This window comes from Plantibacter flavus (assembly GCF_002024505.1).
GTDB lineage: Bacteria > Actinomycetota > Actinomycetes > Actinomycetales > Microbacteriaceae > Plantibacter > Plantibacter flavus_A.
In genome coordinates this window covers 1,993,086-2,007,932 of sequence record NZ_CP019402.1, presented here as the reverse complement: position 1 = coordinate 2,007,932, position 14,847 = coordinate 1,993,086, and the positions used below count along the sequence as shown (strand labels likewise).

Genomic DNA, 14,847 nt, shown 5'->3' with positions numbered 1-14,847 from the left:
TGTCGTTGTCGCCCGGTCGATCGAGCTATCGATATACCAAGACAAGAAGTGAGCTCCATCGCCCCGGCGTTGCGTTCGAGTATTTCGATATACCAAACTGGTGTCAAGCACCCCGATCGAAAAGGAACGAACAATGCAGTTCTCCGCAAACCTGTCCATCTTGTTCACCGAGGTGCCGTTCCTCGAGCGGTTCGCCGCTGCGAAGGCCGTCGGGTTCGTCGACGTCGAGTGCTGGTGGCCGTTCGCGACACCCGTCCCCGAGGAGGCGGAGCTCCAGGCCTTCCTCGCTGCGATCGAGCGGGCGGAGGTCTCGCTGCGGGCGATCAACCTGTACGCCGGCGACATGCCCGCCGGAGACCGCGGCGTGGTGTCGCACCCCGGGACCGAGCAGCTCGTCGCAGACACCGTCGACGTGGTGGCGACGATCGTCGAGGCGACCGGGTGTCGTGCGGTCAACGCGCTCTACGGCGTCCGGCCGGCAGGCGTCTCGCACGCGATCCAACTCGCCACCGCCGTCGCGAACCTGGGTCGTGTCGCCGAGCGCCTCGATCCGCTCGGCGTCCGGATCCTCGTCGAGCCGCTCACGAGGGGCGAGAACGGCGACTACCCGGTGACGACGATCGACGAGGCCCTGGAGGTGATCGATCGGGTCGACCACCCCGCGGTGCGTCTCCTCTTCGACGCCTACCACCTGCACAACAACGGCGCCGACGTGGTGCAGGACGTCGTGGCGTGGGCCGATCGCATCGGCCATGTCCAGATCGCGGACAGCCCGGGACGCGGCGAGCCCGGTTCCGGGACGATCGACTTCGACGCGTTCTTCACCGCCCTGGAGGTCAGCGGGTACGACGGGTTCGTCGGGTGCGAGTACCGACCGACGACCACGACAAGCGAGAGCCTGGCCTGGCTCACCGAGCTGCGCGGGGCTCAGGCCCCGGCGATGCGATCCGGGGCGTAGACGCGGTCCGCGGTGTCGTGGAAGATCGCCCGCTGCTGCGCCGCCGACAGTGACGCGGTGGCGTCGAGGTACGCGTCCAGGAGCCCCGCGTAGTCGGTGAACATCCCGTCGACCGGGAAGTTGCTGCCGAACATCACCCGATCGGCGCCGAAGAGCTCCACCAGCGTGAGCACGGGCTCACGCACGAGCTCGCTCGACCACGGGACCCCGGCGACGCAGAGCCCGGACGCCTTCACGACAACGTTCGCGTGCGCCGCGAGTCCGGCCATCGCCTCACGCCAGCCGGCCACCGTGGCCGGTTCGCGGTCGAGGAGGACGCCCGCGTGATTGACGACGATCAGTGTCTCGGGCACTTCGGCGGCGAGGTCCGCCGCCTCGTGGAGGTTCCACCAGGGCGTCTGGAGTTCGAAGTGGAGACCGTGCGTCGCGAGAGCCGCGTACCCGCGCCGCCACAGCGGGTCGCTCAGGAGCGTCCGACCACCGAGCCGCGCCTCGTCGGCGGTGGCCGGTCCCCCGGGCTTGTGACGCACACTGCGGACGATCGGCGAGGCCGCCTGGGCGGCGACGACCTCGGCGGCCGTCGGAGCGTCGAGCCACGCCTGCGCGGCCATCGCGCCCGGTACGCCGCCCTCGGCGGACAGCTCCTCGACGTAGCGCGTCTCGCCCAGCGGATCCGCCGGGTTCCATTCGGCCTCCATGTAGACGCTCGAGACGACGCCGAGACCGGCCGTGTCCCGCCGGTAGTCGGCGGGCAGGTAGCTCCGCTTGACGGCGTTGTAGTCGCCGTAGCGATGCGGGACGAGGACGTCGGGCAGCAGCCACGGGTACCGGTTCCGCTCGAGGTCCCACACGTGGTGGTGCGCGTCGATCACGGGGCCTGCGTACCGGGCGGCCGCCAGACCCGACGACTCAGGCACGAGCCGGCTCCGCCGGCGTCGGCTTCGCGACCCCGGAGAAGTTGATCATGAGCGATGCCGCGAGGTACACCGCGGCTGCGATGGCGAGGAAGACGAGCACCGCGGTGTAGCCACCGGTGATGTCGAGCAGCACACCCGCGACGATCGGCACGACGATGCCGGCAGACGTGCCGGCGAAGTTCATGACCCCGCCGACGAGTCCGACCTTCTCCTTCTTCGCGAGCATCGCCGGGATGGTCCAGTAGAGACCGCCGAAGAGGTTGAAGAAGACGCCGATGCAGAGCAGGGTGACCGCGAGTGCTGCGTCGGTCACGAACGGGAGCGAGATCAACGCGATGAGGCTGAGCGCGCCGGAGCCGCCGAAGAGCAGTTTGAACGAGCGGTTCCGGCTGAAGACCCGCTGCAGCCGGTCCGCGAGGAACCCGCTGAGGATCTCCCCGAGGGCGCCGCAGAGGAAGATCAGGAAGGTCGCGAAGCCCATCGCCTGGAGGTCGAGCCCACGGGCGTTGCTCAGGTAGCTGGGTCCCCAGGTCACGAGGCCCCAGAACACCATCGCCCAACCGAAACGGCCGATGACCATCGCCGTCGCGTTACCCCGGGTCACGCCGGGCTTCTCGTCCTCTGGACCACCGGCGACCGTGATGAGGTCCACTTCAGCGCGGTTCACGAGACGGTGTTCGCTCGGCAGGTTGCGGATGTACAGGTACACGCAGAACCCGATGACGACCGTGGAGACGCCGATGATGATGAACGACCACCGCCACGAGCCGGTCGCGGTGATGAGCCAGGCGACCAGGAGACCGCCGAAGGCCGCACCGAGTGGTGCGCCGGAGTCGATGAGCGTGACGCCGGACGCGCGACGCTTGGGCGGCATCCAGTTCGAGACGAGCTTGGATGCCGCCGGCATGTACGGCGCCTCGAAGGCACCGAGTCCGAGGCGCGCGAGGATGAGCATCACCCCGTTCACAGCGAGCCCGGCGAACGCGGTGAAGGTGCCCCAGACGGCCGAGGCGATGCCGATGATCCGCCGTGGACCGAAGCGGTCCGCGGCGAGACCGCCTGGGATCTGCATGAGGCAGTACGTCCAGAAGAATGCACTGAGGATGACGCCCTGCATCGTCGGGGTGAGCTCGAACTCCCCGACGATGCTCGGCATCGCGACCCCGAGCGAACTCCGGTCGATCGAGTTGATCGTGTAGAAGAGGAAGAGGACGACGACGACGCTCCAGCGGATGTTGGTCGCTCGACCGCCACCACGCTGCTGATCGGGTGCGTTCGCGGTTCGGCGGCTGTCTGCGGTCATGGACGGTCTCCTTCGACGGTGACGAGCTTGGGGATCTGGGCGTCGCCGCGGCGGGCCGAGCGGACGGTGAGGACGAGGACCGCGCCGAGGACCATGAAGCCGGCCGAGACGACCAGGGCGATGTTCGGGCTCCCGGTGGCGTCTCGGACGAAGCCGATGAGGTAGGGCGCGGCGAAGCCGGCCAGGTTCCCGGTCGAGTTGATGAGCGCGATGCCGCCGGCGAGCGCGGTGCCGGTGAGCATGGCGGTCTGGAAGCTCCAGAAGATCGCCGGGATCGCGAGGGCGCCGGCGTTGGCGAGGCTGAGGCCGATGATGCCGAGCACGGGGTTCGGACCGGCGATCACGCAGATCGCGAAGCCGATGAAGCTCAACCCGAAGGCCGCGGCGATGTGCTTCTTGCGCTCCTGGTGACGGTCTGAGCTGAAGCCGAAGACGACCATCGCGACCATCGCGGCGATGCTCGGGATGGCCGAGATGAAGCCGATCTGGAGCGTGCCCTCGACGCCGAGACCCTGGATGAGACTGGGGAGCCAGAAGCTGATGCCGTACAGCGCGAAGTTGTAGGAGAAGTAGATGAGCGCGAGGAGCCAGATGATCGGGCTGCGGAACACGTCGCGCAGGGGGGTGTGCCCTGCGGGTGGACGCTCCGCTTCGAGCATCTCGCTCAGGCGGGCCTTCTCGGCGTCGTCGAGCCACGGCGCGGTCCGGTGGTCCTCCCGGAGGAACTTCAGGATGACGAAGCCCAGGATGACCGTGGGGACCGCCTCGATGATGAAGAGCCACTGCCAGCCCTGCAGGTCGAGCGCCAGATGTGTGCTGTTCAGGATGATCCCGGAGAGCGGTCCGCCGACCACCCCGGAGAACGCGAGGGCGAGGTAGAACACGCCCCAGGCGCGGCCCCGGCGGCTCGCCGGGAACCACTGCGCCATGTAGAAGAGCACCCCGGGGATGAAGCCGGCCTCGGCGACACCCAGGAGGAAGCGCATGAGATAGAACATCCACTCGGAGTCCACGAGGAACATCAGACCGGAGATGATCCCCCACGTGATCATGATGCGCGCGATCCACACGCGCGCTCCGACTCTCGCGAGGATGAGGTTCGAAGGGATCTCGAAGATGAAGTAGCCGATGAAGAACACGCCGGCTCCGAGGCCGTACACGGCGTCGGAGAAACCGAGATCCGAGGACATCTCGAGTTTCGCGAAGCCGACGTTGACGCGGTCGAGATAGGACAGGAAGAACCCCATCATCACGAGTGGGAGGATTCTGAATGCGATCTTGCGGAACAGTTTGTCGTCGTTGACGCCCATGGGGTGGTCCTTCGGGTTGCTGCGGATCGGGGGTGGTGGTGCGGGTCAGTCGTCGAGCGGGACGCGGTACACCCGCGCTGCCGTCCGGGCGAAGAGCTGGTCGAGATCGTCGTCAGAGGCGCCCGACAGACCACTGAGGACGGTGTCGACGACCTCGCCGAAGCTCGGAGCGGTCAGCGTGGCGACCGGGAGGTTCGAAGCGAACATCGACCGGTCGACTCCGAAGACCTCGACGGTCTCCGCGACGACGCGTTCGTTCGACTCGCGCTCCCAACGGTTGCGCGGCAAGCCGAGCTCGGACACCTTGACCGTGGTGTTGGGCAGGGCTGCGAGCGCACGCATGCCCCGGCGCCAGACGTCGAGTCCGGCCTCGGACCGGTCGAGCGGCAGCCCGCAGTGGTTGACGATCACGGGGATCCCGGGCAGCTCGCGGACGATGTCCGCGGCCTCTGCGAGGTGCCAGTAGGGCACCCGGAGGTCCCAGGAGAAGCCGTACCGCTCGAGTTCGGCGAGACCGGCGAGCCACACGGGGTCCTGCATCGTCCCCGGGGTTCCGGCGATCGTCTCGGCTTCCGCCGCGGTGGCCGAGGTCACGGGCTTCGAGCGGATGCCTCGGATGAGCCCGATCTCGGCGTGCTCGGCGAGCACGTCGCCGAGGTCCGGGCGTGCGAGCGACGCGTGGGCCACGGCTGCGGCCGGGAACCTCGGGTCCTCGCGGTGCAGGCGGTCGAGGAACCGGCTCTCGTCGACCTCCTGCTCGCGGGAGCGTTCGGCTTCGACGTGCACCGTGCCGACGACGCGATACCCCGCTGTCGCCTCCCGGTACTGGGCGGGCAGGAAGGTGTGGAGCATCCCCGTGTAGTCGCCGAGGAAGAACCGGTCGTTGTACTCACCCTGGAGCCAGGGGTAGTAGCCGGGGCCCTCGAAGTCCCAGAAGTGGTGGTGCGCGTCGAGGATGCGGATTCCGCGCGGGTCCACATGCGTCATGCGCCGAGCTCCCGGCCGACGGCGAAGGCGTCCCAGAGACGCTGGTCGAACCCGTCGATGTCCTGCAGGGTGATGAGTTCGCCGGCCGCCACGGGGCGGACGAGCCTGGTGCGGTCGAGGAGGTAGAACGGCGCGACGTCGGGAGCGGTGTCGGCGGTCGCCCGCAGCACGGGTGCGACGCCGTCGATCTCGTGGTGGTGCCCGGCGACCTGGAGCGCCGCGCCGGCGGGGAGGTCGCGCTCGGCACGGCCGGTGAGGGTCGAGTACTGCCGAGGCTCGGCGGGCACGCGGTGTCCGGACACCGCTTCGAGGACGGACAGCGGGGTCTCGACGCCCATCAGGTGGTATGGCGAGAAGATGCAGGCGTATCGTCCGTCGCGGCTCACGACGTGCCCCTTCTGCCGCAGCGTCTCCCAGGTGACGGCGTCGCCCGTCTCGACGATGACGAACTCACCCCCGGCGAAACTGGCCTCGCCCGGGAGCCGGAGCATGCTGAAGACGTCCGCGGCCCCGGTCCGGCCGAGGAGTCCCCCGTGCTCGCGGAGGGCGTAGACGTCGGCCAGTTCGTCGGGCCGGGCGACGGGGTAGTGCATGGTCTCGACGTCGGGCACGTGTCCCGAGTACTGGGAGACGACGGCCATCTCGCAGGAGTCGGCCGCGGCCGCCCGCTTGAACCCGGCGACCGCCTTCGCGCGGGCGTCGAGGGTCGCGGTGCGGTCGTCACCGAGGGTGAGCAGCTCGGCGAGTTCCGGCGCGTGCAGCTCGGCGTCGAGCTGACGGACGACACCGGTCGATGGATCGAAGACGAGGTCGTACTCGCTGGACTTGCCGACCGCGACGACCGGCAGGCCGACGGCCTTCACCCATCCGAGCAGCGCGAGCAGGTTCGCAGGCTGGTCGCCCATTCCAGGGAGGTAGGCGACACCGGCTTGCTTCGCCCGATCGGCGAGGTACACCCCGGACAGGCTCTCGACCTCCTTGCTCACCATGATGACGTGCCGGCCCTGATCGATGGCACGCTCGGCGAACGTGAACCCGGCCCGGGTGCTGCCGGTGGCCTCGACGAGGACGTCATACGCCTCCGCGGTGAGGAGCTCGATGTCGTCGACGAGCGCGAGCCGGCCGCCCGCGACGGCGTTGGACACCTCGACCGCATCGCGACAGATCGACCAGGAGGTGTCCGGGTACCCGAGCTCGTTCAGCAGCGATGACGCCGCTTCGAGGTCGAGGTCCACGAGAACGGAGGCGCGCATGGTCTCGAGTCGCTTGAGCTGCGCGAGGAAGGTCCGACCGAACCCACCGCTCGCGCCCGTGATGGCGACCGCGATGGGTCCGCCGTCGGTCTTCGTGATGATGGAAGCTGCTGGGTGAGACATCGTGTGTCGGGTTCCTCTCTGAACGACGTCGCGCGAACATCACGCTTCACATCGATTCACACAAACTATGACCAATTTATACTATTGTCAATTATCGACACAGATATTCACACCGACGCGGGACGTGACCAACCCACGACCGCGCGGAGGACGAGAGGCACCGGATGACCCACCTGGGCGGTATAGCCGACGATTTCACGGGAGCGACCGACCTCGCGACCAACCTCGCCGGACACGGCTTCGACGTGGTCGTCGTGACCGAGCGCGGACTCGACACCATTGAACAGGATCCGAGCGTGCGCGCACGCCTGAGCGAGTACGAGGCGGTCGTCGTGGCGTTGAAGACGCGGACCGCCCCCGTGTCGGCGGCCGTCGACGCCTCACTGCGGGCTCTCGGAGCGCTGCGCACGCTCGGCGCGGAACGCATCTACGACAAGTACTGCTCGACGTTCGACTCCACCGACGCCGGCAACATCGGACCGATCCTGGATGCACTCGCCGAAGCCCTGGAGATGGACCGGACCGTCGTCGTCCCGTCCTTCCCCGACAACGGGCGCACCGTCCGCGACGGCATCCTGGAGGTGCACGGCATCCGGCTCGAGGACTCGTCCATGCGCACGCATCCCCTCACCCCGATGACACGGTCACGGGTCTCCGAGCTGCTGCGCCCGCAGACCACCCGGACGATCGCCGAGATCCACACCGCGACCGTCGACGCCGGCGCAGGAGCGCTGCTCGAGGCCATCGCGGCCAGCGACGCCGACTACCTCGTCGTCGACGCGACGTCCGACCACCACCTCTCGACCATCGCGGCAGCGACCGCCGACGCACGACTCATCTCCGGCGGGTCCGGTCTCGCTCTCGGGCTCGAACCGCAGGCGCCGCGGTCCGCCGCGCCGATGGCGGTGACCGCCGGCCGCCGGCTCATCCTCGCCGGGAGCGCCTCGAGCGCGACCCAGGGCCAGGTCAGGCACGCCGCAGAGCGCATGCCGCACCGGAAGGTCGATGTCGGAGCGCTCGCCACCGACCCCGACGGCGAGCTCGACGCGATCGCCGCCTGGGCGGTGCAACAGCCCGAGGACGGCCCGGTGCTCGTCCACGCGGTGGCCGATCCCGCGGACGTGGTCTCCTCCCCCGAGGCCGCCGCGGCGGTCGAACGGCTGCTGTCCGCGCTCGCCGTGCGTCTCGTGGGCGCGGAGGCGGGCTTCACCCGGCTCGTCGTCGCCGGTGGCGAGACCTCCGGCGCCGTGGTGTCGGCACTCGGCCTCGACGAACTCGTCATCGGACCGCGCATCGCTGCCGGGGTCTGTTGGGCGTCGGGCGTCACCGACCGGGCCGGTACCGGCATCGCCGTCAACGTCGCCTTGAAATCGGGGAACTTCGGTGACGAGGACCTCTTCTCCGCCGCCTGGAAGGAACTGCACGCATGAGCCTCGGCCTCCACGATCCCGTGTCCACCACCAGGACCCAGCTCGCGTCCGACCTCGTCGCCGCGGGCGCCGCCGTCGTCGCCGCCGGGCTCAGCCCGGGCAGCAGCGGCAACCTCAGCGCTCGCGCGACCGACGGCACCATACTCATCACGCCCGGTGGTGCCGTTCTCGGCGCACTGGACCCGGACCGGCTCGCGGTGCTCGACGCCGACGGCGAATGGGTCGGCGGCGACAAGCCCTCCAAGGAGGCGTCGCTGCACCTCGCGCTCTATCGCAAGAACCCGGAGCATCGCGCCATCGTGCACGTCCACTCGCCGCAGGCCGTCGCCGCCTCCTGCCTCGAGCCGTGGGCTCCGCACAGCGCGCTCCCGCCGCTCACTCCCTATTTCGTCATGCGCGCCGGCCAGACCCCGCTCGTCCCCTACCGCGCGCCGGGTTCGCCGGAACTCGCCGATCTCCTGACCGCCCTCACGTTCCCGTTCCACGCTGCGCTGCTGCAGAACCACGGGCAGCTCACGAGCGGACGCGACCTCGCCACCGCCATCGACGCGGCGATCGAGGTCGAGGAGGCGTCACGTATCACCCTCATGACCGCCGGTCAGCGACGTCGCCTGCTCGACGAGGCGGAGATCGCGGACCTCACCGCACGCTTCGGATCGTCGTGGACGCCCGACAGCCGATAACGTGGACCGCACGCCGACGGATGACGAGGAGACGATGACCACCGACACCGGAGATCTCGCCCATCTCATCCCCGAGCAGCGACGCGAGCTCATCGTCAAACACCTGCGACGCGAGCAGGTCCTGAGCTTCCCCCAGCTGGCGAGCCTGCTGGAGGTCAGCCACATGACGATCCGGCGCGACGTCGCGGCGCTCGAGGAGGAGGGCCGCGCGCTATCCGTCCCGGGTGGCGCGAAGATCGCCAGTCGTCTCCTCGCCGAGCCGAGCCACGCGGAGAAGGCGCTGGTCGACGCCGGCGAGAAGAGCGCGATGGCCGCGGCGGCCGCGGAACTCGTGACCGACGGGTCGACGATCTACCTCGACGCCGGCACGACGATGCTCGCGATGGTGCCGCATCTCGCCGTACGCCGGGATCTGACCGTCGTGACCAACGACTTCGCGATCGTGCGCGAGCTCATCGACCACCCGTCCATCGAACTCATCAGCGTCGGGGGTCGCGTCGATCTCGCGAACCAGTCCACCGTCGGGCGACTCGCCGCGGAGATGATCCGTCAGCTCGCCGTGGATGTAGCCTTCGTCTCCACGAGCTCGTGGGACCTGAAGCGCGGGCTGACCACTCCCGCGGAGTCCAAGGTCGAGGTGAAGCACGCGGCCATGTCGGTCTCGTCCGAGAACGTCCTCGTCGCCGGGAGTTCCAAGTACGGTTCCTTCGCCAAGTACAAGGTCGTCGACCTCTCCCGGTTCGACCTCATCGTCACCGACTCGGGTCTCAGCCCGAACGTCGCATCGGGCATCCAATCGCTCGGGGTGACGGTCCGACGCGTCGACTGAGCGCGTCACTCCGACAGGACGCCGGGCATGGTCCACACGGTGGACTCCCCCGGGACCGCACCGGCTTGGAGGGAGCCCAGCACGACGGCGTCGTGCTCCGCCTCGAGCGGGAACGGCTCGGTCCCGAAGTTCGTCAGGACCTGCCAACCGTTCGGCCGCACGAATCGGACGACGTCCGGCCGCCCCGTCTCGATCCACTCGAGGCGCTCCTCGGTCTGCAGCAGTCGTCGCAGCCGGAGTGCCTCACGGTAGAGCGAGAGCGTCGAGTTCGGATCCGCAGCCTCGACATCGACCGCGTACTCGGCGAACCAGGTCGGTTGCGGCAGGTGCGCGACCGCACCTCCGAATCCGAACGACGGACCCTGCGCCGACCAGGGCAGCGGTACGCGGCAGCCGTCGCGACCCAGCCCGTCGTACTCGCCGCCGCGGAAGAACGCGGGGTCCTGGCGCTGCTCCGCGGTGATCGCGGCGACCTCCTGCAGACCGAGCTCCTCGCCCTGGTAGAGGTAGGTGCTCCCAGGAAGCCCGAGGAGCAGGAGCGTCGCCGCTCTGGCGCGTCTGAGGCCCTGGTCGCGATCGATGTCGGACTCGGGACCACCCGCCGCGACCCACTCGGTGCCCTGCTTCACCGGCCGCCCGGCCAGGGGCGGGAGTCCGTACCGCGTGGCGTGACGGGTCACATCGTGGTTGGACAGCACCCACGTCGTCGACGACCCCGTCTCCGCCGCCTGTGCCAGGTTGTCGGTGATGACCGTGCGGAACTCGGCGGCGTCGAAGTCCGCCTCGAGCAGGTCGAAGTTGAAGGCCTGGCCGAGTCCCTCCGCCGATGCGTACTTCGCCCGACGCTCGGGCGAACCCACCCACGCTTCGGCGACGGCGGTGCGCGGCGGGTCGTACTCCTCGAACACCCGCCGCCACTCGGCGTACACCTCGTGCACGTCGTCGCGGTCGAGCAGCGGATGGTTGCCGTCCTGTGGCATGAGATCCAGTTCAGCGCGACTCGGCAGCGGCTCGGAGAGATCCTTCGTGAGCATGTGCGCGACGTCGATCCGGAAACCGTCCACGCCGCGATCCGACCAGAATCGCAGGGTCTTCAGGAAGTCGGCGCGGACCTCGGGGTGGTCCCAGTTGAGGTCCGGCTGCTCGGTGGCGAAGTTGTGGAAGTACCACTGGCCGTCCTCGACCCGCTCCCAGGCGGGGCCGCCGAAGACCGACTCCCAGTCGGTGGGCGGTTCCTCGCCTGATGCGCCCTTGCCCTCGCGGAAGACGTACCGGTCGCGAGCCACCGACCCGCGACCGGCGGCGAGCGCCTCCTGGAACCACCCGTGCAGATCCGAGGTGTGGTTCGGCACGATGTCGACGATGACCCGGATACCGCGCTCGTGCAGTGCGACGATCAGTTCGTCGAAGTCCTCCAGTGTGCCGAGCCGGGGGTCGACGTCGCGGTAGTCCGCGACGTCGTACCCGCCGTCGGCCAGCGCCGAGGGATAGAACGGACTGAGCCAGATCGCGTCGATCCCGAGCTCGGTGAGGTAGTCGACCCGGGAGCGGATGCCCGGCAGGTCGCCGAGACCGTCCCCGTCCGCGTCGGCGAAGCTCCGCGGGTAGATCTGGTACACGGCGGCCTGACGCCACCAGGTGGCGTCGGCCGTCCGCCGGGCGTCGGCGGACTCGGTGTCGGTGTCGGTGTCGACGAGTAGTGCGTCGGTCATGACGGCGTGGTCCTCGGGCTTTCTCGTGGTGGATGGGTCCGGTGTCGGTCGGTCGGTCGGACGGGTCACCCCTTGACGGCACCCTGGGTGACGCCCGACATCACCCAACGCTGCGCGAACAGGTAGGCGATGATCGCGGGGGCCATCGCCATCAGGTACGAGGCGAAGGCGACGTTGTAGTTGCTGCTGAACTGGGTCTGGAAGAGGTTCTGCCGCACCGGGAGGGTCTGGAGCCCCGCGTCCGAGATGATGAGCGACGGCATCATGAAATCGTTCCAGGCGTAGAGGAACGCGAAGATGCCGACCGTGGCGCTCATGGGAGCCAGGAGCGGGAAGATCAGCTTCCAGAACGTCTGCCAGGTGCTCGCACCGTCGATGCGCGCACTCTCCTCGAGTTCGATCGGGATCGACCGCAGGAACGCCGTGAACAGCAGCACGCTGAAACTCAGCTGGAACATCGTGGCGAGGATGATCACCCCGAACGGGTTGTCGAGTCCGACACGACCGGTCAGCTGGATCTGCGGCAGGGCGACGACCGGGAACGGGATGAACATCGCGGCGAGCAGGTAGAAGAACGAGAAGCGGAACAGTCGGCGATCCCAGTTGCGCACGATGGCGTACGCGGCGAAGGAGGCCAGGATGATCGTCGCGACCACGGTCCCTGCGGTGACGAGGAGCGACATCGCGAAGCCGACCGGGAACTTCGTGAGCGTCCACGCCTGGACGAAGCCGTCGATGCTGAACGGTGCCGGGAGCGAGAAGGCGTTGCCGTCGACCGACTGGGTGTCGGTCTTGAACGCCATCGAGATCGTCACGTAGAGCGGCAGCAGGACGGTCACGGCGCAGAGCAGCAGGATGATCGTCGTCGACCAGCTCACCCGCTCTCCCCTGGTCCGCTGCTTCGGGGTGGCGTTCGCCGTGGTGATGGACTGGGTGCTGAGCACGGTTGGCGTGGCCATCAGAGTGCGTTCCTTCCGCGCGTCGCCGAGAGTTGCACGAGGGCGATGATGATCGTGATGATGAAGAACAGGGTGGCCGTGGCCATCTGGTAGGCGTAGTCACCCGTCTGGAACCCGCGGATGATCGTCATCGAGATGCTCCGTGTGGAGGTGCCCGGGCCACCGTTGGTCAGGCCGACGATGATGTCGTAGGCGTTCAGGTAGTTCTTGAAGCCGAGGATCACGTTGATCACGACGTATCCCATCACCAGCGGCAGGGTGATCCGCAGCAGCTGCTGGCGCTTGTTCGCGCCGTCGAGCGACGCCGCCTCGTAGACGTCACCGGGGACCGCGAGGAGACCCGCGATGTAGATGAGCAGCGTGCCGGGGATCGACTGCCAGGCGGTCACGATCACGATGCCGAGCCAAGCGAGGTCGGGGTTGGAGAGGATGCTCGTCTCGAGGAACGGGATCCCGAGCGCCGAGCCGGCGGCCGGCACCGAGTTCATGAAGAGGAACTGGAACACGTAGGCGATGATGATGCCCGAGATGACCATCGGGATGACGAAGATCCCGCGAAGTCCCATCTTGAAGCGGATCTTCGCGGTCAGGCCGACCGCGAGCAGGAACGCGATGACGTTCACCGCGATGACCGTCACGAGCGAGAACCCGAAGGTGAAGAGGAAGCTCGTGAGGATGGCCGGATCGCTGAACGCGGCGATGTAGTTCGTGAAGCCGATGAACTCCCAGTCGCCGATCCCGATGGAGTCGGTGAAGCTGAAGAAGATGCCGACGACGCCGGGGAGCGTGATCGCGAGCGTGAACAGGATGACGGCTGGGAACAGGAAGAAGTAGTAGATCGGTTCGACCCGTTTGGTGCTGCGTCGGACCTTCGGGTTGCCCCCGGTCACGATCGATGTGGTGGCGCTCATTCGGAACCCTCCTTGCTCGCGACGGGCGGCTGTCGGAACGCGAGTCGCGCCCAGTCCGCGTCCATGGTGCGGAGCATCGACGCCGCGTCGGTGCCGAGAACCAGCGACTGCGCGTAGTTCTCGGTCGGGATGGCGCGGGGGTTGAGCACGCCCGGGCCCTGGTAGAACGCACCGGCGTCGTAGTACGGGATCATGCCTGCGACTCGCGGGTCGTCGGGAGCCTTGCCGTCGTCCGTCGGGACGAACCCGAGCTGCGATTCGTTGTAGGCCTGGATGACCTCCGGCTGGAAGAGGTACTCGAGGAAGTCGCGGGCACCCTCGGGGTTCTTCGCCTCCTCGGGGATGATGGTGACGAGGTCGAGGTTCACCCGGACCTTGAGGTCCTTCGGGTCTTCGGTCATCGGCAGCGGGAAGGTCCCGAGGTCGAGGTCCGGTGCGGTGAGTGCGATCTGGCTGAACGCCCACGGGCCCTGCAGGTACATGGCGCCCTTGCCCTCGGCGAAGGCGACGTTACCGGCGTCGTAGGTGCGACTCGGCGCATCGGCCTGCGTGTACTCCTTGGCCAGCAACTGCATCTTCTCGACGGGCTCCAGGAAGTCCTTCTCGAAGGAGACCGGAGCATCCGGTCCGACCTCGGTGCCTTCCTCCGCGAGCCGGTCGTAGAAGTCCGGGATGTCGACGGCGCCGCCGACCGAGTAGTCGAACCAGCCCTGGTTGGCGGTCCAGGCATCGGCGAACGTCGCGTAGAACGGCGCCACGCCGGCCGCCTTCAGCGTGTCGGAGACGGCGATCAGTTCACTCCACGTCGTCGGCACCTCGAGGCCGTACTCGGCGAAGATCGTCTTGTTGTAGATGACGGAGGCGGCCATCACCGAGTAGGGCAACGCGCTCGTGCGTCCCTCGCAGACGCCGTACTGGTCGAGCAACGGCTGGAGGTCGTCGCGGATGGACGCCGCCGCCGTGGTGTCGGACAGGTCGGAGAGCGCGCACCGTTCGACGAAACGCGACACCTCGTGGTTGTAGTTCGAGAGCATGAGGTCCGGCGGGTTGCCACGGACGAAGCTCGCCGCGAGCGGATCGGGCCCCGAGGTGTCCATGACGACCTCGTACTGCTGCTGCGAGGCGTTGTAGTCCGCGACGGCCTGATTCATGAAGGTGAACGCCTCACGCTTGCTGAACGTGAAGTGGATGGTCTCCCGGCCATCACTCGAGCAACCGACGAGGACGCTGGCCAGGAGTGCCACACCCGCCACTCCGGCCGTGGCGCGTATCGCGCGTTTCAGTGGGTTCGACATCATTGTCCTTCCGCGGAGCCCTCGATGGATCCGCTGACTAAATACAGAGAGTAAATCAACTGATGACGGAAACTCTGCCATCCGTTCGACGTCTGGTCAAGCACCGGTTCCATCACGACAGCCATTGGTCGGAACCCGTGATCGTTCACGGTTCTGCGCGCCGTGCCGCTCTCCCCC

13 protein-coding genes are annotated in these 14,847 nt (G+C 68.1%); 4 read left to right on the top strand and 9 right to left on the bottom strand.

Annotation, left to right across the window (positions count from 1 at the left end; genetic code table 11):
• Positions 1 to 133: 133 nt before the first annotated feature.
• Entirely contained in the window at positions 134 to 958 is an 825-nt protein-coding gene (locus tag BWO91_RS09435) for a hydroxypyruvate isomerase family protein (RefSeq protein ID WP_079002418.1), read from the top strand.
• Here BWO91_RS09435 and BWO91_RS09430 read toward each other — a convergent pair.
• Genes BWO91_RS09430 through BWO91_RS09410 form a run of 5 tightly spaced genes read right to left on the bottom strand, consistent with a single transcriptional unit; the run spans position 928 to position 6,851 of the window.
• On the bottom strand, positions 928 to 1,875 hold the full coding sequence (locus tag BWO91_RS09430) for an amidohydrolase family protein (RefSeq protein ID WP_240555766.1): 948 nt from the start codon (positions 1,873 to 1,875) through the stop codon (positions 928 to 930). The genes BWO91_RS09435 and BWO91_RS09430 overlap by 31 nt on opposite strands.
• The gene (locus BWO91_RS09425) at positions 1,868 to 3,178 is read right to left on the bottom strand and encodes an MFS transporter (RefSeq protein ID WP_079002417.1); all 1,311 of its coding nucleotides are present in this window, start codon (positions 3,176 to 3,178) and stop codon (positions 1,868 to 1,870) included. Before BWO91_RS09425 ends, BWO91_RS09430 begins: the two co-directional genes overlap by 8 nt.
• Entirely contained in the window at positions 3,175 to 4,488 is a 1,314-nt protein-coding gene (locus BWO91_RS09420; RefSeq protein ID WP_064293713.1) for an MFS transporter, read from the bottom strand. The genes BWO91_RS09425 and BWO91_RS09420 overlap by 4 nt, the downstream gene beginning before the upstream one ends.
• Before the next feature lie 45 nt (positions 4,489 to 4,533).
• Positions 4,534 to 5,475 carry an amidohydrolase family protein gene (locus tag BWO91_RS09415; RefSeq protein WP_064293712.1) on the bottom strand — a complete coding sequence of 314 codons (942 nt, stop codon included), beginning with the start codon at positions 5,473 to 5,475 and terminating at the stop codon, positions 4,534 to 4,536.
• Positions 5,472 to 6,851, bottom strand: coding sequence for a homoserine dehydrogenase (locus BWO91_RS09410; RefSeq protein ID WP_079002416.1), 1,380 nt, complete (start codon positions 6,849 to 6,851; stop codon positions 5,472 to 5,474). Before BWO91_RS09410 ends, BWO91_RS09415 begins: the two co-directional genes overlap by 4 nt.
• A 164-nt stretch (positions 6,852 to 7,015) precedes the next feature.
• Here BWO91_RS09410 and otnK point away from each other — a divergent pair, with 164 nt between their 5' ends.
• Genes otnK through BWO91_RS09395 form a run of 3 tightly spaced genes read left to right on the top strand, consistent with a single transcriptional unit; the run spans position 7,016 to position 9,793 of the window.
• Positions 7,016 to 8,281, top strand: a complete 1,266-nt coding sequence (gene otnK / locus BWO91_RS09405) for a 3-oxo-tetronate kinase (protein WP_079002415.1) — start codon at positions 7,016 to 7,018, stop codon at positions 8,279 to 8,281.
• Entirely contained in the window at positions 8,278 to 8,964 is a 687-nt protein-coding gene (locus tag BWO91_RS09400) for an aldolase (protein WP_064293709.1), read from the top strand. Before otnK ends, BWO91_RS09400 begins: the two co-directional genes overlap by 4 nt.
• A 34-nt stretch (positions 8,965 to 8,998) precedes the next feature.
• Complete coding sequence (locus tag BWO91_RS09395) at positions 8,999 to 9,793, top strand: DeoR/GlpR family DNA-binding transcription regulator (protein ID WP_064293873.1); 795 nt, start codon at positions 8,999 to 9,001, stop codon at positions 9,791 to 9,793.
• A 5-nt stretch (positions 9,794 to 9,798) separates the two neighbouring features.
• Here BWO91_RS09395 and BWO91_RS09390 read toward each other — a convergent pair whose 3' ends face one another.
• From BWO91_RS09390 to BWO91_RS09375, 4 genes are all read right to left on the bottom strand, one after another.
• A complete protein-coding gene (locus BWO91_RS09390) occupies positions 9,799 to 11,505 on the bottom strand; it encodes a glycoside hydrolase family 13 protein (protein ID WP_079002414.1) in 1,707 nt (568 codons plus the stop codon).
• A gap of 65 nt (positions 11,506 to 11,570) precedes the next feature.
• A complete protein-coding gene (locus BWO91_RS09385; RefSeq protein ID WP_064293707.1) occupies positions 11,571 to 12,464 on the bottom strand; it encodes a carbohydrate ABC transporter permease in 894 nt (297 codons plus the stop codon).
• The gene (locus BWO91_RS09380) at positions 12,464 to 13,375 is read right to left on the bottom strand and encodes a carbohydrate ABC transporter permease (RefSeq protein ID WP_079002413.1); all 912 of its coding nucleotides are present in this window, start codon (positions 13,373 to 13,375) and stop codon (positions 12,464 to 12,466) included. The genes BWO91_RS09385 and BWO91_RS09380 overlap by 1 nt, the downstream gene beginning before the upstream one ends.
• Positions 13,372 to 14,670 (bottom strand): extracellular solute-binding protein, encoded by a 1,299-nt coding sequence (locus tag BWO91_RS09375; protein WP_079003912.1) that lies wholly within the window; start codon positions 14,668 to 14,670, stop codon positions 13,372 to 13,374. Before BWO91_RS09375 ends, BWO91_RS09380 begins: the two co-directional genes overlap by 4 nt.
• Between the last annotated feature and the right edge of the window lie 177 nt (positions 14,671 to 14,847).